General features: G+C 45.4%; 24 protein-coding genes. 3 read left to right on the forward strand and 21 right to left on the reverse strand.

Annotated elements, in window-relative coordinates; genetic code table 11:
• The first annotated feature begins 47 nt into the window (after positions 1-47).
• Positions 48-410 (forward strand): DUF423 domain-containing protein, encoded by a 363-nt coding sequence (locus MH215_RS18575; protein WP_056698751.1) that lies wholly within the window; start codon positions 48-50, stop codon positions 408-410.
• Positions 411-482: 72 nt separating this feature from the next.
• Here MH215_RS18575 and MH215_RS18580 read toward each other — a convergent pair whose 3' ends face one another.
• From MH215_RS18580 to MH215_RS18625, 10 genes are all read right to left on the reverse strand, one after another.
• Positions 483-1031, reverse strand: a complete 549-nt coding sequence (locus MH215_RS18580; protein WP_239292488.1) for a histidine phosphatase family protein — start codon at positions 1029-1031, stop codon at positions 483-485.
• 24 nt (positions 1032-1055) lie between these two features.
• The gene (gene murI / locus MH215_RS18585) at positions 1056-1838 is read right to left on the reverse strand and encodes a glutamate racemase (RefSeq protein WP_239292490.1); all 783 of its coding nucleotides are present in this window, start codon (positions 1836-1838) and stop codon (positions 1056-1058) included.
• Between the two features lie 221 nt (positions 1839-2059).
• The gene (locus MH215_RS18590) at positions 2060-2533 is read right to left on the reverse strand and encodes a GNAT family N-acetyltransferase (RefSeq protein ID WP_239292492.1); all 474 of its coding nucleotides are present in this window, start codon (positions 2531-2533) and stop codon (positions 2060-2062) included.
• A 179-nt stretch (positions 2534-2712) separates the two neighbouring features.
• The gene (locus MH215_RS18595; RefSeq protein ID WP_239292494.1) at positions 2713-3252 is read right to left on the reverse strand and encodes a GNAT family N-acetyltransferase; all 540 of its coding nucleotides are present in this window, start codon (positions 3250-3252) and stop codon (positions 2713-2715) included.
• 131 nt (positions 3253-3383) lie between these two features.
• Complete coding sequence (locus MH215_RS18600) at positions 3384-4244, reverse strand: SDR family oxidoreductase (protein WP_275446230.1); 861 nt, start codon at positions 4242-4244, stop codon at positions 3384-3386.
• A gap of 187 nt (positions 4245-4431) precedes the next feature.
• Positions 4432-5322 (reverse strand): TIGR01777 family oxidoreductase, encoded by an 891-nt coding sequence (locus MH215_RS18605; protein ID WP_239292496.1) that lies wholly within the window; start codon positions 5320-5322, stop codon positions 4432-4434.
• A 128-nt stretch (positions 5323-5450) separates the two neighbouring features.
• On the reverse strand, positions 5451-5972 hold the full coding sequence (locus tag MH215_RS18610) for a hypothetical protein (RefSeq protein ID WP_239292498.1): 522 nt from the start codon (positions 5970-5972) through the stop codon (positions 5451-5453).
• A 43-nt stretch (positions 5973-6015) separates the two neighbouring features.
• The gene (locus tag MH215_RS18615) at positions 6016-6573 is read right to left on the reverse strand and encodes a DJ-1/PfpI family protein (protein WP_239292509.1); all 558 of its coding nucleotides are present in this window, start codon (positions 6571-6573) and stop codon (positions 6016-6018) included.
• Between the two features lie 116 nt (positions 6574-6689).
• Entirely contained in the window at positions 6690-7430 is a 741-nt protein-coding gene (locus MH215_RS18620; RefSeq protein ID WP_239292511.1) for a YdcF family protein, read from the reverse strand.
• On the reverse strand, positions 7427-7945 hold the full coding sequence (locus tag MH215_RS18625; protein ID WP_239292513.1) for a nucleotidyltransferase family protein: 519 nt from the start codon (positions 7943-7945) through the stop codon (positions 7427-7429). The genes MH215_RS18620 and MH215_RS18625 overlap by 4 nt, the downstream gene beginning before the upstream one ends.
• Positions 7946-8322: 377 nt before the next feature.
• On the opposite strand from MH215_RS18625, the gene MH215_RS18630 reads away from it, so the two are divergent.
• On the forward strand, positions 8323-8859 hold the full coding sequence (locus MH215_RS18630) for a TetR/AcrR family transcriptional regulator (RefSeq protein ID WP_235540667.1): 537 nt from the start codon (positions 8323-8325) through the stop codon (positions 8857-8859).
• A gap of 85 nt (positions 8860-8944) precedes the next feature.
• A complete protein-coding gene (locus MH215_RS18635) occupies positions 8945-10051 on the forward strand; it encodes an MFS transporter (protein WP_056698778.1) in 1107 nt (368 codons plus the stop codon).
• 20 nt (positions 10052-10071) lie between these two features.
• Here the strand turns inward: MH215_RS18635 and MH215_RS18640 are convergent, their stop codons facing one another.
• The 11 genes from MH215_RS18640 to MH215_RS18690 form a co-directional block, all read right to left on the reverse strand.
• Positions 10072-10677 carry a DUF1349 domain-containing protein gene (locus MH215_RS18640; protein WP_239292515.1) on the reverse strand — a complete coding sequence of 202 codons (606 nt, stop codon included), beginning with the start codon at positions 10675-10677 and terminating at the stop codon, positions 10072-10074.
• A 212-nt stretch (positions 10678-10889) separates the two neighbouring features.
• Positions 10890-11483 (reverse strand): hypothetical protein, encoded by a 594-nt coding sequence (locus tag MH215_RS18645; protein WP_056698784.1) that lies wholly within the window; start codon positions 11481-11483, stop codon positions 10890-10892.
• A gap of 93 nt (positions 11484-11576) precedes the next feature.
• Complete coding sequence (locus MH215_RS18650) at positions 11577-12587, reverse strand: carbohydrate ABC transporter permease (protein WP_239292517.1); 1011 nt, start codon at positions 12585-12587, stop codon at positions 11577-11579.
• Between the two features lie 38 nt (positions 12588-12625).
• Complete coding sequence (locus MH215_RS18655) at positions 12626-13525, reverse strand: carbohydrate ABC transporter permease (protein WP_056698787.1); 900 nt, start codon at positions 13523-13525, stop codon at positions 12626-12628.
• On the reverse strand, positions 13522-16107 hold the full coding sequence (locus tag MH215_RS18660) for a DUF5696 domain-containing protein (RefSeq protein ID WP_239292519.1): 2586 nt from the start codon (positions 16105-16107) through the stop codon (positions 13522-13524). Before MH215_RS18660 ends, MH215_RS18655 begins: the two co-directional genes overlap by 4 nt.
• Positions 16108-16121: 14 nt before the next feature.
• Positions 16122-16742: a Yip1 family protein gene (locus MH215_RS18665; protein ID WP_145048028.1), complete on the reverse strand. Its 621-nt coding sequence runs from the start codon at positions 16740-16742 to the stop codon at positions 16122-16124.
• Positions 16723-18189 carry an NHL repeat-containing protein gene (locus MH215_RS18670; protein ID WP_239292521.1) on the reverse strand — a complete coding sequence of 489 codons (1467 nt, stop codon included), beginning with the start codon at positions 18187-18189 and terminating at the stop codon, positions 16723-16725. The genes MH215_RS18665 and MH215_RS18670 overlap by 20 nt, the downstream gene beginning before the upstream one ends.
• A gap of 11 nt (positions 18190-18200) precedes the next feature.
• Positions 18201-19064, reverse strand: coding sequence for a carbohydrate ABC transporter permease (locus MH215_RS18675; RefSeq protein WP_128101020.1), 864 nt, complete (start codon positions 19062-19064; stop codon positions 18201-18203).
• 4 nt (positions 19065-19068) lie between these two features.
• Positions 19069-19980, reverse strand: a complete 912-nt coding sequence (locus MH215_RS18680; RefSeq protein ID WP_239292876.1) for a carbohydrate ABC transporter permease — start codon at positions 19978-19980, stop codon at positions 19069-19071.
• 75 nt (positions 19981-20055) lie between these two features.
• A complete protein-coding gene (locus MH215_RS18685; protein ID WP_239292523.1) occupies positions 20056-22983 on the reverse strand; it encodes an extracellular solute-binding protein in 2928 nt (975 codons plus the stop codon).
• Between the two features lie 109 nt (positions 22984-23092).
• Entirely contained in the window at positions 23093-24469 is a 1377-nt protein-coding gene (locus tag MH215_RS18690) for an ABC transporter substrate-binding protein (protein ID WP_239292535.1), read from the reverse strand.
• Positions 24470-24723: the final 254 nt, after the last annotated feature.

Consider the following 24723-nt stretch of genomic DNA (forward strand, 5'->3'; position numbering starts at 1 on the left):
GGAGCACTCCACATTTCCGAATACCACTATTTGAAGGAGATATCCCTATGCAAACGTTAATCATACTAGGCAGTATTATGATGTTTCTGGCCGTAGCTTTGGGTGCATTTGGAGCACATGCACTGAAACGCAAACTGTCCGCTGACATGATCAAAATTTATGAGACGGGTGTACAATATCACCTCATTCATGGACTTGGACTAATTATCATGGGACTGCTGGCGGATCGCTTAGAGCAAACTTCGCTAGTATTACTCGCTGGATGGCTTTTATTCGCTGGCATTATCCTGTTCTCAGGCAGTCTTTATGTACTCAGTATTACAGGTGTACGTAAGCTTGGTGCCATCACCCCATTAGGCGGGGTTGCATTTCTCGCTGGATGGGTCACATTACTGATCGCAGCTCTGTAATTCTCACAATAAAAAATTCAATACAAGAAAAAGAGTGTTCTAGAGGTTAGCTAAAGCACTCTTTTTTGTTGTTCAATCCGTCCAGAATCGACGAATCGAAGGAGCTAATGCATCCGCTGTGCGCTCTAGCACATATACATCTGGATTCGTGAGGGATCTCCACGCTTCGAATCCGAAGGATGAATCGTACTGGCGGATGATCAAGGATAACAAATTCCCATGAGTCACCACTGCGGCGCTTGATTCAGATCGGTTCCACAACTCTTCCAACACATTCATGCCACGTGCCGTTGCCGTGCGAGAAGACTCTCCCCCTTCTTCCGTCCAATCTTCATCCGTGTATGTGCGTCTTAATGAATCCATCCAGTGTTCCAGATGCAGGGTGCTTAACACCCTTTCCTGAAGACGTTCATCTGTATGTACCTGCTGGGATAAGGTTACGCTAAGCGGCATCGCCGTCTGTAGCGCCCGTTTCCAAGGACTTGAAACAATATAAGTTATCGAGTGTTGTGCAAACACCCCTGCAAGCTTCTCAGCTTGTTGCAATCCTTCTACTGTAAGTTCAGACTCGGGTTCCTGCCCCGTCGCTTGGGCATGTCGAATGAGATAAATGGACTTCATATCTGACCCTCCTGTTATACGAGATCACAAGTTGCTCATTTGAAGGTATTGTAAGGCATGTTTCATATTGTCCCGATCTCCCGATTTCCCAGAGGAACTGAGAAAAGTAATCTGATCTTCTGTCCACACCCCGTGTTGCTCAGGCAGTCCAAGGAGCTGTTGCAGACGATTAACGGTGCCCATACTTCCATCAATAATTCGCACATGTGCTGGGAGAACCTTGCGAAGCATGGCGGTATAATATGGATAATGTGTGCAACCAAGCACCACGGTTCCATACATGTTCAGATCTAGATCCGCCATTTTCATCCGGAAATAATCGGTGATCTTATCCTCATCAAAATCCAATTGCTCGCACCACTCTACAAGTTCAGGAAGTGGGATGGAATCCACGGTGTTATGGTCATCTACGCGAGATACCAACTCATTATATTTAGCTTGGCTCAGGGTCAATGCCGTGGCAAAAACAAGCACTCTTTTTCCACTCTCACGATTCATCTCCACTGCTGGCTTCACCGCCGGCTCCATCCCGATGACCGGAATGTCGATTCGGGCACGCAACTCCTTCACTGACAGACTGGTTGCTGTATTGCAAGCAATGACGATGGCTTTTACATTTTCGCGCAGGATCGCTTCTACAGCATCAAAAATGTGTCCTCTTACCTCATCCGCAGTTTTGGGTCCGTAGGGAACATGTAATGTATCTGCGTAATATATAAACTGTTCTTCAGGAAATTGCTGCAATGCTCGATGTAACACCGTTAAACCACCAATACCTGAGTCAAAAAATGCAATTTTCTTGTTCAAAGGTTTCACCTCTATAACGTATTCTTTCAGGTTCCATGGAACCCGGTATTCCTGCTCGTGATGACTGGAGGTGAGGTATGTTGATTCTTCCTTCATTTTATACTGCATGAGCTAGTCTTTGCCACTCTTCCAATGCTCCGCCGTATGTTCTTCTCTATGCTACTCGTTACTTGCCTATGCAACGCTCCATCCCTTCAGAGCATTGTCCTCACCCCAACAACCTAGGTCAGGGGAAGTACCCACTTCTCCTCCGTAAGCTCCTGTCCCGATAAGAACTGCCGCTTCGTTTCCGCCACATGAAAACCAAAGGATTGATATAGTCTGCGTGCTCCTGTTAAATCTTGATTAGTCCATAATAGAATCGAGGCATAGTCTTGTTCTCTAGCAAACTGGATAGCATGCTCAACAAGCTGACGACCCCAGCCTTCATTGCGAGCTTTAGGTTCAATGAGAAACCAACACAATTGAGCGGTGTGTTCATTCAATTCAACGAGCCCAATGCAACCTGAGGCAACTCCGTCCAGATCAACAATCCAGATCATTTCCTTCTCGGGTCGACAAGTACGACTGAACTCTTGAACAGATTCCTCTATGAAAATAGCAAAGCTATGATCATAATTATACTCATTTCGATAGATACGGATATGAGCTTCAATGACATATTGTAAGTCCTTTTGTTCAAAAGTTCGGATCATTGCTGATGACACACCTCTGTTCTGTTCACATAAGACATGTATAAGACCCAGATCGAGCATACCTGCATATCTATCTATTCTCCCAATCATTTTCCATTATACGGTATATTCTTACGAGATACGAATTGAGATTGCGTAATTACGAATGAGCATTCTGTAGCAACCAACTCGACTACCTGCTATTGATTCGTATAAAAGTATGTCATATGAGCTTCATCATATCCCTGACCGTACACTTCCAAGGCATTTTTTTCGATTCCGTATGTCTCAAAACCAGCTTGCTCATATAAACGCTTTGCTGATTCGTTCGTTGTAACGACACATAGATTAATTTGTTTCAATCCCTCTAGCTGTCTTCCTCGCTCCAGCACTTCCTGAAGTAGACGAGAAGCCACTCCAAGCCCACGATAGGCAGGAGACACATAGACTCCCCAGATCATACCTTTGTGCCTTAACTTCAGCCCATATTCTCGCTTGAACCCCATCATCCCTGCAAGAGAACCATCTTGTGCGTATGCTCCAAGAATGTAATCATCCGGCTCATTATGTATGCGGTCTTGCACCTCAGTCATGGGGAGCTGTACTGAAATTTCAAACGAAGCACCGAACGCTTCAGGATGATTTTTGAGAGCTTCTAACCGAAAAGACCAGTAGTGCTCTGCATCATCACGTACAATATTGCGAATCGAAGTAGATTCGTTGAGGGAATCTTTGCGCATACTTTTCACTCCTTGCGGTTTCATAGGTTCATATATTAATAACCTTGCATGATATATATTGCACAACAATCAATACTAAAAAGATTCAAGGATAGACTACTCGTCCTGCTCTCTAGTGGACTGGATATGGGTTATTTCAATCCACGGGCAATAATCCACTCGAACCACTTCCAAGGCAATAGAGCCTTACCGATAATTAGCAAACGAGAACCTTTGCCGAGCGCATAACGAAGTCGTGGGGAGCGCATCTGTCCGATCCGAACGATTAGGTCTGCCACTTCTTGTGGATCAGGCGCAGTTTCGCCTGTACGACGGGAATAGCGGAGCACTGCATCCAGCTGCTTGTTGTAAGGTGACTGCTCCTGCTGACGAATCTCACCTAGGCCCTTATTCCATATAGGGGTACGATATGCGCCGGGCTCTACCAATACAGCCTTTATATTAAATGGAGCCATCTCATGGCGTAAGCTTTCTGTGAAACCTTCTACCGCAAACTTAGAGGTAGCATAAGGTGCATATCCCGGAAAGCCCGATAGTCCACTAACGCTGGAAAGATTAATAATGAATCCACTTTTTTGCTTACGCATCACTGGCAGAACAGCGCGTGTTACCTCAATAAGTCCAAACAGATTGGTCTCCATTTGCCTACGCCAATCCGCCATGGGTACTTCCTCAATAAATCCTCCGACCGCAAAGCCTGCATTATTCACCAACATATCAATACGGTGATAATGCCGCAGAATCTCATCCATCGCCTCCGTAACTGAATGGGGATCAGTGACGTCCAAGCGTATGTATTGTATCTGATCCGAGATTCCCGCTTCTGCGGCTAGCCTCACCAGCGCTTCCTTACGACTAAGGTCACGCATCGTTGCTACAACCAGATAACCTCGTTTCGCCAAACTAATCGCTGTCAGCATCCCAAATCCACTAGATGTTCCGGTTATTAAGACCACCAGTGCATTGTCCGTCTTCCTTTTTCCATTCGTCAATAAATTCACCTTCTTTCTCACTCCGTTGACCAAGCAATCTCTACATTCTCTATACCTCATGCCAAGACATGCAAATAGAATAACAGAAGGACAGTCGCCGCTGCCCTTCTCATCGTATTTCTGTATGGGTAAGTTACATCTATTCTTCAGAACAAATTTTATTCATGAGGCTGAATAGCCGCATAGATTAATTCTTCTGCTTCAGGATCTCAGCGAGTGCTGTATCCAGTGTATTATATGTGAATACGAAACCCTCATGCTCTAACCTCTCGGGAATGACCCAACGACTTTTGAGCACGAGTTCTGTCTCCGTCCGAATGATACGAGCACCGAATTCTAACATCCAGCGCGGTGAAGAGAGTCCCCATCCCACACCCATTTGTTGTCTCAGCGCTGCCATCAATTGACGATTGGTAACAGAGTGAGGTGAGGAGGCGTTGAATACACCTTCCAACTGAGGGTGCTCCTGTAAATAGATCACCATCCGAAACAGATCCTCGATATGAATCCAACTGAACTGCTGCCTTCCAGAACCCTGAGAACCACCTAATCTAAAACGAACCAGATTCGTTAATGGCTCCATGACCCCGCCGTTACCCAGCACAATGGCAATTCGTAGTGCAATCTGCCGGGTAGAAGGCAAACTGAATTCAAAAAAGGCTTGCTCCCATGCTGTAGCTACATCTACCGAGAAGCCTGTACCGATCTCCCCGTCCTGTTCCGTCATAGGTCGATCCTCAGCATGTCGATATATGGTAGCTGTGCTTGAGTTAATCCATAGTTTAGGAGGGTTGTTACAGGCCAAGACACTCTCCCCAAGGATACGTGTGGTTTGTGTGCGGGACTCCAGAATGATCCTACGGTTTTCTTCTGTGTACCTACAGTTCACAGATTTGCCAGCCAGATTAATTAATAAATCGGCACCTGCCAGCGCTTGAATGATGCCTTTTCGATCCTCCCAAGCTATATGACCAGACTGTCGTGAGATAATACAGACATCATAACCTAGCTGCTTAAACCGCCTAGCAAAATCCTGACCTACAAATCCAGTTCCACCTGCCAAAACGACCTTATTCATTCCATCCCCTCATTTCCATTTGGGTATAAGACGATTAACGTAGGGTACGTGTTCACAACGGACTTATCAAACAACCTTTTATATACGGCATAACATAGCATCAGTAAGTATCATAATCTAATGAATTTTTATTTTGCTCCCATAGCAGCATACAATCGATCACGCTCTTGCATCGCCCAATCATTGGAAGGATTCTGCTCCAATTGATATCGTAGCTCATCATAAAAATCATGGATCATGAACCCATCCGGCAACGCCCCGAGCATAGCTTCAAAATGATACTCTGGTAAAGTACGACGTCCCTCAGCGATCTGCTTCAACCAGTTCATCCACATTGCCAGTGTCAGCACTTCTTCCTGCCACAACTCAGCCTGTAACCCTAATGCATCCTGAAACTGTTCATATGTCGAGTTATCCGGATATTGACGGCAAGCCTGTACAGCTAGTTCATACAGCTCAATTACTGCAGGATGAGCACTCGGTTGCAGCGTAATCTCCAAGCTATTTACGAAATCCTGAACTTGAATGGTTTGTCCGTCATCATATAATAATGGCGCCTGTGCCAGTATCCGTACAATCTCTTCCATATCGTTTGTTGTGATCTGCTTCTGTTCGTATAAAGAAGCTAATTTAAATGCAGTAATGATCATTCACTCCTATATCTCGTTCTTCTATATAACGCCACATATTATATCATGGTTTAGCTTTGAAATATTTGAACACTTCAATCGTTTCTTCCAGATCCTCCGTGCTCGAATAGATATTCATAACCTTACCAACCTCAATACCAAAATCGACATACGCATTGGCCTTAGCTGTTATAATATGCCCATCAACGACAACATTGGTATTTATATACACCCCTTGGGTAGTGATGTCTCTCATCTGTGCCTCTGCGTTAGTCGTAAAGGATTTATCCTCCAGAATTTGCGCTTGACCAAGCAACAAGGTTCCTGAACAGATGGCTGCAATTGGAGTTGTTAGTCCATTCAGTCTGCGAAGCCAGTCCATCAATTCTTCTCGCTTAAGCAGTGAGGTCGCATCCCCTCCTGGGATGATTAACAGTTCCACCGTAGACGGATCAACCTGATTCATTATTAGATCTGGATTAACGGATAACCCCTCATACGAACGAAGAGCTCCTTCATCCAAGGCCACTGTAACCACGTCACCCTGGGTTTTCATGAAATAACTTGCTAACATAATTTCAAACGAAACATAACCTTCAAACAACAAGATGTGTGTCTTCATTGTATCCGATTCCTTTCTTCTCCTACGTTCTTCCAACTATATCCTATTGTACTACATATTTCTGTTCTTATAATAAAACAGCCACAGAGCGCATTTGGCACTCCATGGCTGTAAATCTAAATCAACGCCTTGATCACGGCTAGATATTCACGAATCATATAGATCGGTTTGAGGTGTACTGGCGATGAAGCTGAGATACCATATTCGGCAGAATATCCACTTTTAACCGCCAAATACTTCGCACGGAACATATGATAATCACTCGTTACAATCATGATCTCAGGGTTCATCACCCCAGCTTGATCTATTATTTCCTTAGAGAAAACTAAGTTCTCTCTTGTCGATGTAGAGCGATCCTCCATGATAATTCTGCTAGCGTTAACCCCTTGAGTCAACAGATACGTTTTCATGGCAAGGGCTTCCGTGATGTCTTCTCCTGGCCCCTGACCTCCGGAAACAATGACGGGAATCTGTGGATGAGCTTGAATATAATCCAGACTGGCATCCAATCGTTGTTTGAGCGTAAGCGACAGCTCTGTACCTTTAATACCCGATCCTAATATGATGACATAATCCGCTTCTTCCTGATCATTTGCCCCCAACTGGGTAAATACAAGAGCTTCGATAATGATAAACGAAACCGCTACAATGCCTAATCCAGACAGGATAATACGTTTCAGCACAACATGTTTCTCGTAATTAATACGCCGTAATACTATAAATGCCACACTGATCGCACCAAAAAACGTGACTGCAAAATTCCTACCCCAGATTATTAGAAAAACAACTAAACACACGAGTAAAATAATATCAATGATGAGGCCTTTCTCTCGTAAAAATGTTGTGATCTTCCTCATGCTTCTCCTCCCTGTGCGATGATTATGTTGAGCTTAGGCCATCGTTGTTGCCAGCATTTCTTCTCTACCCGCTGATTATAATAATCTGCATCCTTGAAGAACGGGCTTTTACGTACGATCAACTGATACAGATCCTCCAGCCCATGTGGAGCACAGATGCGAATGTTATCTTGCTCATCAAGCTGTACACCAATAGCCGTAACCATCTCAGGCCAATACCGGAGGGCATCCTCTGTCGACTTATAGGGCTTGGCATGATTACGCAGATGCATCCTCGCCTGATTTTTCACAGACCATTTGGGATTCCCAGTAACCTGTTGAAGCTCTTTTTCCAGCATCGTATCCCGATCTTCGCTTATATCTTCTGCATCATAATAGACCACATCAATATCGTCATGTAGTTCACGATGATCGTATCCATGCAGTTCATCCCAAATATAGTTACGGACATATCCTGCTCCGATGTAGCACTGCGGCAGATGAAGACTGCGGACATGCTGTAAATCTTGCATCATTATCTTATTATGTTTAATGGACTGAATGCATCTCTCTTCATGCAGGATAATGAACCCTCTCCTTGCTTCCCTGAATCTACTCTTTTAATGCCTTACACAATCACTTCACTCAAAAACATTCATTTTCACTATACCATGTTTATATAGGCTCAATAAAATAGACAAGTTTCTCAATGCATTGATCCAAAATTCAATTTCATACGTAAGATCTCATATACCACTATATACTATTAAAAAATAGTAGACTCACTCTTAGAATCTACAGCTGAGAATAAAGATATCTTCGATATATTCACATAAATTGACAATTCAAATGAATGGATATAACATACCAGATATAATGATCGTTCTATCTTCTAGTGGAAGGAGTATGATTGATGATGAGCAGCAAAAAGGAAATGCTGTTAAATGTAGCTGAAAAGTTGTTCTATCTCCATGGATTTCATGCCATCGGCTTAAAGCGTATTATTACAGATGCAGAAATCGCGATTATGACACTATACAACCACTTCGAATCCAAGGATGACCTCATTGTCGAAGTACTACTGCGACGGGAGCAGCGCTATCTCGAACAACTGCGGCAATATGCGGACAACCAATCGAAGCCCATCTTCCTTAATTTAGCTGAAGGACATGCACGCTGGCTCATGGAACATGAGAACAGAGGATGTTTGTTTTTGCGTGCTAAGGAAGAGTTTGGAGGAGCCGCCGATCATGTCATCGTACAAACGGTAAATGCACATAAAAAACATGTAATGACCCTGATCAAAAAATTAAATCCCTCGCTGAGTGACCGAGAGTTGTTGCAGTTTATCCTGCTGCTGGAGGGCTCGACTGCACTTGCCGAAACAGAAGATGTACATAATGTCTGCAGAGAACTGATTCACATGACGGAAAAAAGTTTCAAATCCTAGTACACAGGGTGAGTTAGTAATTCAACTCACTTTTTTATTTCGCAAGAAATATAATGATCGTTCTATCTAAAAGGCGGTGAATCAATTGAAAAAAATCATCTTTCCAGGCATTGCACTTATCGCTGTATGTTACGCCTTTGGGCGTTTCAGTTATGGGCTGTTTATGCCGGAAATTTCAGAAGCGCTGCAATTAAACGATGCCGCTTCGGGTGCGATTAACTCAGGAACCTACATTGCATACTGTCTGTCCCTTCTGACTGCTCCATTAATCATTAATCACAGAGGGCATCATTATGTTCTTCAATTGGCTGGAATCAGTGCTGTGCTTGGATTAATAGGTATTGCTCTATCTCAGAATGCATGGGTGCTTGCATTCAGCGTCTTTCTCGCTGGTCTAAGCACAGGCTGGGCTTCCCCTGCTCTCGGTAATACTGTTAATGCCGAACTTGCACCTCATTTACAGGCGAGAGGTAACAGTTGGATCAATACAGGAACCAGCTTCGGAATCGTTGTCTCCGGTCCGCTCTATTGGCTGTTGACCGATTACTGGCGTTTAACCTATATTATATTTGCCGCGATCGGTATTATCGTTCTGTTATGGAATAGACGTGTCATCCCAGCGACCAAAACACTCCCTTGCACCAAATCGATCTGGGCATGTATGAAGCCAACCCGACCCGGTGCTGCGTTACTCATGGCTTGTCTGTTAACAGGTTTTAGTTCTGCAATCTATTGGACGTTTGCCCGAAATTTCCTTACAGACGAAAAAGGAGCCTCCGATTCGGAAGCTGTCCTTTTCTGGATCGTTATGGGGGTAATGGGCATACTCGGTGGATGTGCCGGACGTATTATTGAACGCATTGAAATTCGCCGGTCTTACCGACTAGGGATTCTGCTCTTGTCCCTCTCACTTGGGGTTATCCTACTGCCTTCGATGACTGCTAGTCTAACTTCAGCGATCATGTTTGGCAGCACATATATATTCCTAACTAGTGTATTTATCGTTTGGGCAACAAGACTCTTCACTCCAAATGTATCCATTGGGATTAGCCTTGCTTTCCTCGCGCTCGGAGTTGGACAATTCTTAGGCTCTTCCATGGCAGGATACACCATTGAAATGTTCTCCAATACAATTGCGTTTCTGACTTTTGCTGTACTGGGTTTGTTCGGATTATTGATTCGAGTGAAATAGCTTATAAACACAGATATCCGTCACTTCACACGGCGAATATCTGTGTCTACACCATACTGAAGCTGTACCTCTGTAAATGTTGACTTGCTTCCCTGTCCGACAGGAGATTGGGCGACAATACCCACCTTAATCTCTTCAGGACATTCCATGCCAAAATATCGAACCAGCTTCCACTTCTCGCCATCCTGTGAGTAATGGAACGCAAAGCTGTTACCCGCGCGAGCAATGCGCAAATATGGCTTGTTCACGTCTACAGGGGATGATACGCAATCATCGGAATCCCCTCGTGTCACAACACTCAGAATAGAAGGCTGACCTTCGAAAAATTCAAAACATACTTTAGCCCAGTGTACATCATCTGCCATAATCATCAGACACCCCGAATCATACTGTTCTCTCATATCCACCTCTATTCTTGCAACAATACTGAAATCACCCTTAATCACTGTATGTAGGTATGGCGCAGAAGCTTTTACCGCCGCACCTGCTGGATCAATGAAAAAATCACTTATTGGTGGAACGGTAATCGTGACTTCTCCATCCTGAATGAACCACTCTGCTGGCTCATTCAACCATTGCAAATTGGAGGATAACGTTTGACCTGAACATTGCTCAAATAGATTCATGAATTTCAACCTCTCTAGTAATTGGATTAGGAAAGCTCGTTTCTCTATCGTATTCGTTAAACAACGGGACTTATCCTGTTGAAGTGAAGATAAAAATGGAGTAGTGGAGCGTAGATCAAGCTACGTGAGCAACTACATTGTTTCCGAAGGAAAAAACCTTCGTAAGCATCTACTTATTTCGGCTGAATCCCATCTTCGACGCTGAGATGCCGTTAGGTATCCTTCGTATTCAAAAGCGGACTTTTGGAACAACCTATATAAGGCTCGATTATGCGCTTATCCCACACCTGAACTTCAATGTAGCGCTCTGGGCCAAGATTGCCCTGACGATTCCACTCCTGCGGCCATCCATATCGATGAATAACGTCCACAATTTCGCTTTTAGTAAACACCTGTTTGCGATATGGTTTACCGTCTGTATATCTCATCGTTGGGAACAGATCTCCGTAGGTGAAACTGACATAAGCCTCATTCAGATATTCCCACGGAATACGAACACACGCCGATTCCATATACCAAGATTCAAGCCAATTACATGCTCCTAATGTCATATAGTGAGGAAACGTATGCATTGGCTTTCCCCCTTTGGCGACAAATTGCTCATACGCCTTCATTTCAAGCTCTCTACGAATCATCATATAATCATCTGAACGTTTGCTAGCAAAGCTCAACCCTTCTTGTCGAAGCTGATTGCTAATCTCCTCTGCTTCCTGCTCAGGTAGACTGGAAAGATTACGAAATGGCCCAACCCTTTTATCAAAATAATGATAGGCGTTAAAATCGGTCTTGCCGCTCTCGCACAACATATGTCCCCCCCCTTTTCATCTAAGATTAGGTTAGATATCAGCATAACAAACAACAGACCCAAGTTCTTATTGAAGAACTTGAGTCCTGCTGTGTTAACCAACGATTCCAGAACGCTCGATACTCTCAACGAAATACCGCTGTACAAACAAATACAAAATAATTAACGGTGCAATAGCGAGCAAAATGCCTGTGTCTACAATCATCGCAACATAGTTCGGGTCTGCCTTCATACCTGAGTTGGAACCAAAGCCCATCAGTTGCGGAATCAATTGGTTCGCCTGTGCAGGTAATGAAGCGACCTTAAGTGAGATAAGTGGGCTCTCACTCATGAACAATGCCGAGTAGAATGTATCGTTATACTGCCATACAAATGAAAACAGAATGACTGTAATCAGCGGTGATATGGCATTGGGTAACATAATTCTAGCAAATGTTCGAAATCCACCCGCACCGTCGATCAATGCGGCTTCTTCGATCTCTTTAGGCATGCCTTTGAAGAACTGACGGAAAATATAAATGAACAAACCTGCCTTTAACCCTCCCGCAGTTGCTGCTGTAATAATGGACGGCCAGTACGTATTGAGCAAATTAATCCCATCTCGCCCGGTAAACAGATGAATAATACCCATAAAGTCAAAGCTACGGAAGTGCAGATACATCGGCACCATCAAGGTGCTGGTCGGCACCAAAATCGTAAGAATGACGAGTACAAATAACACATTACTGCCCGGAAAAGAAAAACGCGCAAACCCATATCCAGCAAGAGCACAAGATATTGCCGTGAGTATGGTGGTGATGGTTACAAATAAGAGCGTGTTCGCAAGCAAAGGCAGGTAATCCATTACCTGCGCAGCAAGCTTAATATTATCCAACGTGAAATGCTGCGGAATCATATAGATCGTTGGATTATAAATATCCTGCTTATCCTTGAAGGTAACCGAAATTTTGAGAAACAATGGATATAGGATAATAAACGAAATTCCAATTACCAGTGCATATCGGAAGATGGAATAGAGCAGGTCCGATGTTTTGTTTCGCACCCTATGCATATGAACGTTTTCTTTGGGGACGACTACCATGCGATCTGTTCCGGACGCAGCCATAGTCTAATGCCTCCTTCAGGCGTAATCTAAACGGTCTGTTAGTTATAATGAACGCGCCGGGACAACACCCAGCCGACAACAACAAGCACGAGTCCAATGACGATCGTGTATAGCCAGGACATAGCCGAGCTGAGACCGAAGTTTTGGGTTTTGAATGCCGTCTGATAAATAGCCTCCGTGACCGGACTTCCAGCAAATGAATCGATAATGGTATAGATGACATTCGTCAGAATCAGCGGGCTAACCATGGGGAATGTAATTTTCCAGAACGACTCATAAGCTGTCGCGCCTTCAATCTTGGCTACCTCGTACATTGAACCAGGCACAGACTGCAGTGCGGCAAGAAAGATCAGGATCTGCACACCTGAACTGCTGACGATCTCGTAAATACGCATAATAGCTTCCACAATATAGTCAACATAAGCCATAGGTAATCCCACGTCAGAGAGCATGCGCACAATAGATACAACGTTAAAGGACGCGCCTCCGTCCACGGAAGAATCGACAGCAGAGACATCCCCCATCATATTAATCAACCCCGCAGACTCAGCCGCTGCTACTGCACTTGAAGCCAGAATGACGGGAAGAAAGAAAATCGCACGTGCCATCGTTCTCCCCTTAAACTTCTGGTTCAATAATGTCGCCGTGAACAAACTAAAAAACAGGATCATCGGGACATTCAGTAACATCGCGCCGACAGAATCTAACAAAATACGGTTAAAGGTTGCATCGACTAGGATCGCATCCTTGAAGTTTTTCAACCCAACGAAATCCAGTACATATCCTCCAGGGGCAACCGATAAATTACTCAAACTGAACCGAATCGATTGCAGCAACGGTGTTACGAAGAGAAAGATGAAGCCTAGCAGCCATGGTGAAATAAATGCGAGGCCAAGCAACGCTCTCCGTGATTTTAGCGATAATCGAATCGTTCTCATCGGTTAACTCCTTTCAGCGCGTAATCCGCCGCACCCACAACGATGTTATCCACCGTAACTGGCTCTGAGGTATAGTTAACGAGGATCTGTGCACCACCACTGTAATTGACCTGCACAACCCCGTCCTGTATCCGCTTATGATCTACGATCGTTTGGGTTCTCAAACCACGGAGTACTTCATTGGCTTCTTGATATAACTCTACAGCTTCATCCACCCAGTACGCATAGTCCGTAGCATACGCCGAATCGTAGTTCGTCAGCTTCAGGAGTGATGATGGCTCATAGGTCCATTGAAATTGCGGTGCTGCTCCGAGCTCCAGACTACGCAGCAATTGTTTGCGCAAATCTTGATCTCCTGAAGTATTCATAGGTGAAGCAGCATAGTCTTTGTATCCATGAATAACCATCTCGTAAAACGGTACTTCCTCATCCGTGATATTAAACCGGCTTGAGCCTCCTGGCACATCCACAATATGCTGCGCGTAGCCCCAGGCATATGCATTAGCTGATGCAAGCATCATATTCGGGTAAGTCTGCTGTAACTTTTCAAGCTGTTCTTGCACAATGTTCTTCGCCGTCTCCCTATGAATGACACGACTATCCCGATAATCCGAGCTTAGCACCTGACCGAGATCACGCAGGGATAACCCTTGTAGCTCCAACTTGCCTACCTTCTCAGCGAACTCACTGACTACATATGGAAGCTTGGCTGCCGAGAGCAGATAGTGGTAGTCTTTGCTCTGATCCATTCGGTTCAAGGCAGGATTGTAAGGATACAGCTGAGCGGTCTCCTTGGTGACAAAACGCGCCGCATCTGCGGAAGGTGCAAAACGAGAATCGTTGTGATAGATATGCTGAAAAGCCACATCCGGGAACAACGCACCACCTGATTCACGCAATTGCTCAGAGAGCTGCTTCAACTCCGATGAACTCCCCACTTCCGAATCCAGCTTCACTCGTGTTGGTGTATGATGACTGAATCCCCCACCAAACCATCCCTGATATCGCATTTGCACGTGCTTCAGACCCTTTTGCTGAAGCTCTTCTGCAATGGTGCCCGCTTGCTCATAAGTGGTCATCGCTAATGTAGTCCGATAAGGTACCCCTAGGAAAGAAGCCCTTTTGTCCACCGCACCAAGCACGTTCACATAGAAAGGAATATCCTCTTGATCAACCAATGGTTTCAATACATCTTGATTCATTAGCTGTTGCTGGTATAACCTCGCCATCCCGGAATAACTGGCATCATTCCCTTGAAGGAATTGATAGCGCACTTGAATATCTCCGCGAAACGGTTCTTCACTAAGTAACTGAATCTCCTGCATTTTCTGCGACGTATACATCTCCAATTCATCCTCACCGCGTAAGGAGAAGCTGCTATATACGTGGTTGTAGCTATTCTGTCTGCCACCGATATCTGCGGCAATGCTAGCCATCGCATCACCCTTCTCAATGATGGCAAACCAAGCACGATCACCGCTCTTCAGTCCAAAGACAGGCATATGAGCAGACTCACTCACTTGCGGCCGACTAAGAGAATTATCGTTGGGATCCATACCGTAGACACGTTGCACATACTGCTCTTCCTTGATCTTCCCATTGTTCAGATGGATCAGGCTGCCTGAACCATCAGGTACAAACATATATCCCTCTTCTTCAGCATCGGCAGCTCCAAAATAAGCGAGCAGATCAATATTACGAATCCGGTATTGCCCACTCTCTTTTACCTGACTCAGCGGTACAGTTACAAGAAGTGTTCCTTCCTCTAACCGATACTCCACAGGAATTTCGAAACTAGGCTTCTCCGACGTGCCTCCACCCTCGACACCATTCTCCTGATTGTCATAGGCTAGATCTTCTTCACTGTATCCTGCGGTCTCAAATGCATCCAACATCTTGTTCAGAACAAGCTGTTTAGAAATCTGTCCATCCAATCTTTCCAGCACATCTGGATTCGCTTGGCTTGGGTAATAGCGGGCAGATGTATACCGGGCTGCGGTTTCATCCAGCTTGGAGAGAACCTTTTCTTCCAACCGCTGTTTACTGATCAGTTTAGGCAACGCATTAATGCCGAGCGAAGTATCCCCAAGGGTATAGTTCACACGAACTCCCTGTTCAATATTAGAAGCGACAAATTGTTTGTTACTAATACTGGAGCTAAAATTGGGGTAATTCTCCAACGTACCGATTGCATCACGGAAGGAAACGTTGAGCTGAGAGGACAATACCTCTTTCTCATATCCCGAGGCCAGACCATCCTCATTCCGCGCTTCCGGATTGCTATACCAGATCTGTCCGCTGTTTCCGTCACGAACTGCTATTTCGGTCGTCTCTTCATTGTAGTAGAGTGCAAGACCCGTGTCCTCGGCCACCAGCTTCATACCCGGAACGCCCTCAGATGCGTCTGTCAAGAAACGAAGTGCTTCCACCTCGGTTGGCTGCGCTTCCGTTGTTGTCTGGGCATAAGCTGCAACTTCTACAGCAGGAATGCCCCGGTTATTGATATACAACAGCCCGGCTGCAATGATCACCACAGCTACACCGCCGGCCAGCACCGTGTATAGTCGTTGCTTTTTGTTCACCGATGCCGCCTCCTTTATGTCCGAAAGATCAATTCACGATAGATGTTGTAGCCAAATTCGAATAATTGCTGAAGCATGCTAAACACTAGCGCTCCAAGGAAAATGATGATCCCCATAACAATGACGGTCAGCACCATCGTAATAACGGTTTTGATAACAGTGTACTGATGAACCGTCATTGTACCGATGAACAACAAGAGCACAAACCAGATAAAAGCAATCGTTGTCAGCAGATAATAGAAAGCCGTTTCTTCCTGAACCATAAACCGACTAATCACAATCATTGGTGCATAAATCAAAATAAGTGGGATGAGCGAGTAACCTGTCGCAAGCACAATTTCTTTGAACTTGCCTTCCCCCTCCATTAGGGTTGTGATGGCCCAATTGGCTGTGCACCAGAGAAAGAACGGTACAACAATCGTTAAGATCTCCTGAATGCTGTTCAGTGTCCGCGGGTCCGAATAGTTGACCAGAAAACCTGCGTACTGTTTTTGCAAAATCATAATGATAATCGTCAGCACAAGTGCACTAAAAGCAACAGCTAACCTACCCCGGTTATCCGACTTCAGATCCCAGAATGCATCAATGGGGTGAAAAATGAGGTGCAACGGAAACTTAATGTAATCCTGCTTCACGATCGATCTGCCTCCTCCGTTTCCATTTAACCGCCAATCGAACAAGGATCAGAACAAAGACCGCCACAATAGCAACCGTTAGAAATGTGCCAAAATTCTCTTTCATGACCTCTCTCCGATGTCGTTTGAATGCGACAGAATAACTCTTGCGATCCATGCCCAACTCAAAGTAACCCAGAGCCTCTTCGTTTTTCTTCTCCATCAGCAATGACTTACCAATGCCGATATAAGCAATATCATAGTTAGCGTTCAGCTTAAGAACCTCTTTCCAGAGATGCACCGCCTCCGTGTCCTCGCCCTGATAGTGCAGAGCAACAGCCTGATTCACCGTTGAACCGAATCGTGTAGGCTCATAGACCACTAAATTGCTTTTGCCTCGATCCAGCACTAACGAATGATCACCGAATTGCTCAATTGCAACAGGAGTCTTGAGTGTACCGACCTGGTTACCCTTGCCCCCGTAGATATACAGCAGATGACCTTCATCATCATAAGTGAACACTCGGTTCTGCGTAGCGTCCAACACACTGTACATGCCGTTGCCTAACACCTTCACATCAATTAACTTGGATGGCCCGGTACTATTTCGGAAGCGAATGTCCCCTTTGACATCGTAGTAACCGAATCGTTTGAGTACATCCTCGCCCGACGGATTCAACCGCTTGATCGGTTCATTCGAACCTGGATCAATGTTGGTGGCGTATACGAATCCCTTATGGTCGATATCTGCATTCGAGAACTCGGTTGGTACAAAGAGAACCATCTGAGCCCGTTGAGCTTTAGTTGACAACATGCGCCATATATATTCGCCATAATCCCGTTCAACCTTGTTTGTTCCTACATAACCAATGAATTGACCGTTCTCATCAAACTGCATAATGCCCTCATATACACCCTGTGCCACAACGTATACCCGGCCCACACGATCCACGGTCAGCTTCAAAGGCTGAAACTGAAAATCAGTCGCCAAAATGTCCGATTCTGGCTTCGTAATGGTATGTACCAGGTTTCCTTCTGCATCTAACACAACGACGCGACTGTTGCCGGTATCTGCAATGTAAATCTGTTCCTCTTCGTCTACAAATAGTCCGCTTGGAACGCTAAATGCCTCCTTGCTGCCATCCAGCATAAAACCTTCAATAACGCGTAACAGCTTGTAGTTTGCATCCATGACGACGATGCGGCTGTTACCACTGTCCAAAATATAGATCTGACCGGATGATGAGACGTTGATATCACCAGGATCTTTGAATTCGCCAATCCCCAGATCGCTGCCTGAAATGGTTCGCTCAGGCAGGTAAGCATCCGGTGAAGGAACCGCTTCTTTCCAGTAGTTGTAGTTATAACTGTCATACGGCGCCGGGGAGGCTGCCGCAGGCATGGCATTCACCAGCAACAGGGATACTGCCGCCAGAAGACTTAGCCATCTTTTCACTGTGCGTGCCATATCGTTCCCCCTTAATCCTTCATGCCTGAGCTTGCCATCGTCTCAATGATGCGGCTCTGCGAGAAAATAAACAGCGTAATTGGCACACTCATCAAGATCAATGCAACCGCTGCACCTGCTCCGGCACGGGAAATTCCGCCTTGAATGATCTGCCCTGCAGCATAATGCAAGGTCTTCAACTGCTCACTATAGATATATCCATTGCCATCGCTTCCCCACAGCATCTGGAATAACAGAATAATCAAAGTAAGCCACGCTGGCTTCACATTCGGCATGACGATCGACCAGAAAATACGATACTCACTTGCGCCATCAATCTTAGCTGCTTCCAGCAATGCATCCGGAATCTGTTCCATGAATTGCTTCATGAGATACAGACCCAGCGAATAGGCAAACGCCGGAATGATAACAGCCCAATACGTATCGATCCATCCTAACCATGACATGATCATATAGTTCGGGATTGCCGTCACGGCAGGAGTGAACATCAAGGAAAGTACAACCACCTGAAACATGAATACTTTGCCCGGAAACTTGTGTTTGGCAAGTGGGTAAGCTGCCGCAGAAGCCAGCAGCACGTGACCCACGATGCCGATTCCTGTAATAAATACCGTGTTGAAAATATAACGTGAGAATGGAACCCATGAATCGCTAAGCAGGTTCAGCAAATCGGTGAAGTTGCTTAACGTTGGGTTTTTAACAAATAGGGTCGGTGGAAAAGTAAAGATCTCATCCAGTGGCTTGAACGCATTATTGATCGCATAGATGAGCGGCAGTACCATGAACGCTCCGAACACCAGTAGAAGGGCAAACAGGGAGATGCTTCCGGATAATGAGCGGTTCACCCGCTTTTTGGCTGTTGTAATGGCGGCCATATCGTTACTCTCCCACCCTTCTCAGAAGTTTCTGTACCAGCAAGTTCGTGCCTACCATAATCATAAAGAGCACTGTCGCTATGGCTGAGGCATACCCCATCTCAAACCGCGTGGTACCAAAATCAATCAAATGTGTAACAACCGTCTCAGCAGCATAGTTAACACTCGGGAAGCCTGCCAGTGCAATGGATACGTCCGCTACAGCGAAGGAGGTCGTTAATTGAATAACTGCACCAAACATCAGCTGTGGCCGCATCGAAGGCAGCGTAATGTACCATAACTCCTGCCAACGGTTCTTGATTCCATCTACAGCCCCTGCTTCATACAACGTCCGATCTACCGTCTGTAGACCTGCGATAAACGCGAGAAATCCTGTTCCTAGACTGAGCCACAATTGCACTAGAATGAGGATCGGCATAATGTAGGCTTCGGTCTTCAACCATTGGATCGGTTCGAGTAGAAATCCCCATTTAATTAAGAGACCGTTCGCAATCCCGTACCGATCTCCCGAGAAGATCATCAGCCAGATAAAATAGACATTGCCCGAAATGGAAGGCGCGTAGAAAATCAACGTCATAAACGCTCTCCATTTCGGAGTCAACTCATTAATAATCCAGGCAAACACGAAACAAGCAATATAACTGATCGGCCCTGTAATAATGGCAAACAGTAACGTATTTTTGATCGCAATGAGAAATACGTCATCTTCCAGAAATAAGCGCGTATAGTTTTGCCAGCCAATAAATTTCGGAAATTCCAGCATGTTAAAATAGGTGAAACTCAATATGATTGAGATGACAACGGGAATCACGGTGAACATGATGAACAGGATCATATAAGGAGCGAGCAGCACATAGGAATGTTTGCTGGCCTTCATTTCCTGAATCTTCCATCTCCACCATGATTTCATGCCCATCGTTGGCTTTTTCTCAGGAGGACTGTTTTGTCCGTCTCGGAGTGATATTTGTGACACTGTTAACCCTCCCTCTGCTTACGGAAGACCAAATTCATTACGCTTGATCCGAATCTCGTCCTGAATATACTGGGTGTAGTCCATAATGGATTCCCTTGCTTCCACCTGACCTACGACTGTTTTGTAAAACGCATTAAACAGATGGCGTCCTGTAAAGTAACCGCCTGGCACTTCAGGAATACCTTTCACCGTTTCGAATTGCGCCTTTAAATTAGCGTAATCCTCAGCAGGCCACGGAAGTGAATCCAGTGCTTTTATATTCGCAGTCGGATAACGTGCAGCGGCTCCCATCAAGCCTTCCATCTCACGTCCGAATTCCGCTTGAATCGGTGTACTGGTCCACCATTTCATAAATTCCCATGCGGCGTCTTGATCCTTCGCACTCTGTAACATCATGACCGCAGTACCACCACCTGGCACATCACGATTCAGTGTTCCATCATCCTGAACGGTTCCCGGCACAGGCACGAATCCCCACAGTCCACGAATCTCAGGTGCAAAGACAGATAGCTGGTTATACATGGTGTAATCCGTTAAACCAATCGGCATCTGACCGGTACGGAATCGATTGGCAAAATCATATTCTCGTTCCAGCTTGTAATCGGTATAGAACTCCGTCCATTTCTTGAACGTCTCAATTCCGATGCGAGAATCCAGATCCGATTCCTTATCGTTATTTCGATAGAACGCACCGCCATTTTGCAACAGCATCGTTGCGTACTGTGAGTTCGGCGGAATATTGACACCTTGCATGTTCGCCTGTGTTACAATCGGCATGCCAAATTCCATATGATTTTTGCTCAGGATCGCAAGTAAGCTCTCCACATCATCCCACGTCTGAGGCACCTCAAGACCGAGCTCAGCAAGCACATCTTTACGATAGAACAACATATTGAACGTCTGCGTTTCGGGGAGTGCATACACACCAGAATCATAGGCATATGGAACGATCGCACTTTCCCTAAACTCCTGTTCCACCGCGTCATAATCACTAAACTGTGTCAGATCCATTGCCGAATTCCGCATCGCAAAGTTCACAGGCAGGTCATTACCAATCTGCATCGCAATGTCTGGCCCTTCGCCTGATAACGTCGCTGGCAACAACGTTCCCATATTCACTAGCTTCAGATTGACATTGATGCCGCTCTCAGGTGTAAACGTCTCATCAATCATTGCTTTCATCGTATTCGCTTGATCTCGCCCACTACCGATCCAGACAGTCACTGTCCGCTGATCCGCTGATGTAGCAACGTTTCCGATCTGGTTATAATCGATGAAAAATGAATTGTAGAACGTTTTCGCTTCATGTCCGATCTTGGCCATTGGTCCCATGCCTGATTCAGGAATATTACGATCTAGCGAGGTAACGTAGAGTGCGTCAATCTCCAGTGGTTGTTCTCTCGCTTGCTGCACCCATGTACCGAGTCCACCTGTATTCGTTTTGTAAGCAGCGAGTCTTCTCGGAATGGTATCCGGCTTCTCAATCATCTCATCGAGCTGCTGAGCCATCGTTTTGATCAGCGCTTCCTGATCACTCGATTGACCGGATAAAATGCGAAGCTGAGCAGCCACTTCTCGTAAACGCTCACTCTCACCACTGAACACTTCCAGCAGATTCGGAATCTGCTTCTCCACCCGGTAATCCCTGAACTCATCAGGCTTAGTACCTGTGATCATCAGAATTCGCCGGTACATAGAGTTCAGATTGTATAAGCTATCCTCTACATTGCGGATAAGTGGTGCGAAGTCCCCCAGGCTGTTCTCCAGTCGAATAACATGTTTGCCCTTTTCCAGCAAGAACTTATAAGGTTCATCTCCACCCATCACATCTACACGATAATCGCTCTGATACCGAAAAGGAGCTTTCATCATTTCGGCAAATGGAACCTCGCCATCAATGGTCAGCTTACGAGTGGAATAGATCCCTTTCACAAAATTTTGCTGCGCCGTAAATCCGATATGATAAAGTCCATCCTCCGGCACATCCACTTCCCATTCAATCCATTGTCCCGGCAAACGCCAGTTATAGCCGCCAATCGTATTGATTCGTACCTGGGAAGCGCTGTAAGGAGACACTGCTGAACTTGATCTTTCGCTAGTTGGATATAACGTTGGAGAAGACTTGGCAACGGCTGCCTCCCCTTCTATGCGAATGAGCACATCCTTCGGTTGTGGGAATGAATCGCTATTCTGTGCTTGTGCCAGCTCCGAATACGGAGCTATCGATTGGTCATTGAACAGTCGTAACGATCGTATAACCATCGGTTCCCGAGAAGATTTCAGCGTTAGCGTATGCTCCCCTTTTTCCAAATAAAACTTGAATGGTGCTTGTTCATAACCGTCCGAATCCTGAAATATCTCTTCGATCCAACGCGGTTTCTCCACCTGTTTAGGTCGAAGATCGTTCCCTTGATTATCCTGCTGAACCTCATCCTTCTCATTGCTCCATACCCGATCAAACTGCAAATAGGCGGCTTCCGCGAACGGAAGTTCACCATCAATGTACAGTGCACGCTCAATCGCGGAACTCTTGCCCTCTACAGGGAAATACGTTGCAGAAAGGTTGTACCATCCCGATTCTGGTACGCTGATCATCCAGTCGACCTCTCCGGTCTCACCCGTATGTAGCGATGTTCCTTCCAAACCCTCGTAATGATCGAGTGTCTGCACCTCGCCGTCACTGGCTCGTGTATACTCCCCAGCTTCAATCGTAATATCCACATTCGGCCGAGCAGCTTCGCCTACTTTAGACAAATATTGCTCATACCCCTTCTTCTGCCTTGTCTGCTGCAAGATAGCATCCACTTCAATGGCCGGCAAACCGCCGGGTGGAACATCCGCACTTTCGGCATCTGTCCCCGATGTGAAATAAAAAATCACCCCGGCTGCTGCGATGACCATTACGGCAGGCAGGATCCATTTCTTTCGTTGTAGAATTCCAGCCATCCTACGAGTCCTCCTCATCAAGGCTGATGCCAGCGTTCCTTTTTTTTGGAATTTAGGAAGAGGGGTACTCCTGCATCTTAGATACGAGGTACCCCCATTACTGCTGGTATTATTGTTTACTCAGCTTATCTACAGCAGCTTGAGCCTGTGCTTTATACTTCTCTGCTGTTGCCGTAACGGATGCATTGTTTTTGATGATATCGTTTACATAATCACCGATTGGATAACCTGCATAGGCATCATCCAGCAAGATGCGACCTGTGCCAGCAATATGCTCACGAATCATCGCGATGTCCTTCTCGTCTGAGTAGAGACTCTCCAGGTAATCTTGACCTGGGTATTCTTCAATCTGTGGAATGTCGAAGGTCTCTTCATAAATTTGGTATACAATCTTCGGATCTTCTACACCTTTAGGAATAAACTTCGCTGCTGCCGCATTGTTTGCATACGTTACAGACTTATCGCCCTGAGGACCATTCGGAATAGGTACTACGCCAGCAGCGAAGGTCAGATCTCCTAATTGCCATTCTGCCGCAGTGAAAAGAGCAACGTCTCCATCTTTGAATGTGTTACTTTCTTCCCAGTTCGTTTTGTCGCCTGTTTTCACTTTCACAACATTCTCCACGTTATACAGGCGTTTGATGAATTCAGCCGCTTCAATCGTTTTCGGATCAGACAAGCCTTCTTTGGAATTTCCGTCATCTACGATCGTACCGCCATTGGCTGCCGTAAAGTGACGAAGTGCATCGATTGCCCAGCCGGAATATCCATAGACATCGATCTTGCCATCGTTATCCGTATCTTTGGTTGCTTGTTTAGCAAGTTCCATGAATTTATCCCAATTCCACTCACCGTTGTTGTACAGTTCCTGTGGATCAGGCAGCGATAGTTTCTTGAATAAATCACGGTTATAGTGAAGACCCAGACCAATACTTGTCGGTGAGTCAAATGCGTAATCATTACCTGCAATGGACGGGAATCGAGTCATCAGGTTAGCTTCCTGATTGATGTTGTTCTCACTAGTGGTAAACTCAGAGACTGGCAATAACTGGCCTTTGAGTACAGCCGGGAGTGCAGATTTATATTCCATCTGTACAATATCTGCGAACGGTTCGCCAGCAAGGGCAGTCGTTGTGAATTTGTTCATGTACTCTTCAAACGGTACATTTACGAATTCGATGGTCACGTTGTATTTCTTCTCAACCTCAGCAATTTTGTCCAGACGTGCTTTGTCGGACGCAGTCTCTCCAGCTGGTTTTAGATCCCACCATGCTGCAACCTTAATGACACGGCCGTTAAGATTCGGAACATCAGCCGCAGGCTCTTCAGCTTCTGTGCTTGCTTCTACCGTTTCTGTGGTATTGCCTGAATTCGCCGTACCTTCCTGTTCCGTGGCGTTCTGCGCTGTCCCCCCTCCACTGCAAGCGGATACAATAAGCATGAACACCAATAAAAGAATAGGAAAAAAGCTCCGTTTTCTAATCATGATTAGAACAACCTCCCCAAATGTGTTTACAAATCATGGACAAACCGAAACCGATACCTCCCATATACCCTAAAGAAAATACATGACCACCACCATTTGTTATTTTCTCGTTTGGTTTCAACAAACAAAATTTAACATAGCACAATGTAAGCGTCAACATTTTTGTTGTTAACATTTTCTATTTCTTCTGTTAGAATGCAATTACAGACAATAAAAACGCTTATATCAAAGCATATTATTCATATCACCTATTG

This window comes from Paenibacillus sp. ACRSA (genome assembly GCF_022346845.1).
Taxonomy (GTDB): domain Bacteria; phylum Bacillota; class Bacilli; order Paenibacillales; family Paenibacillaceae; genus Paenibacillus.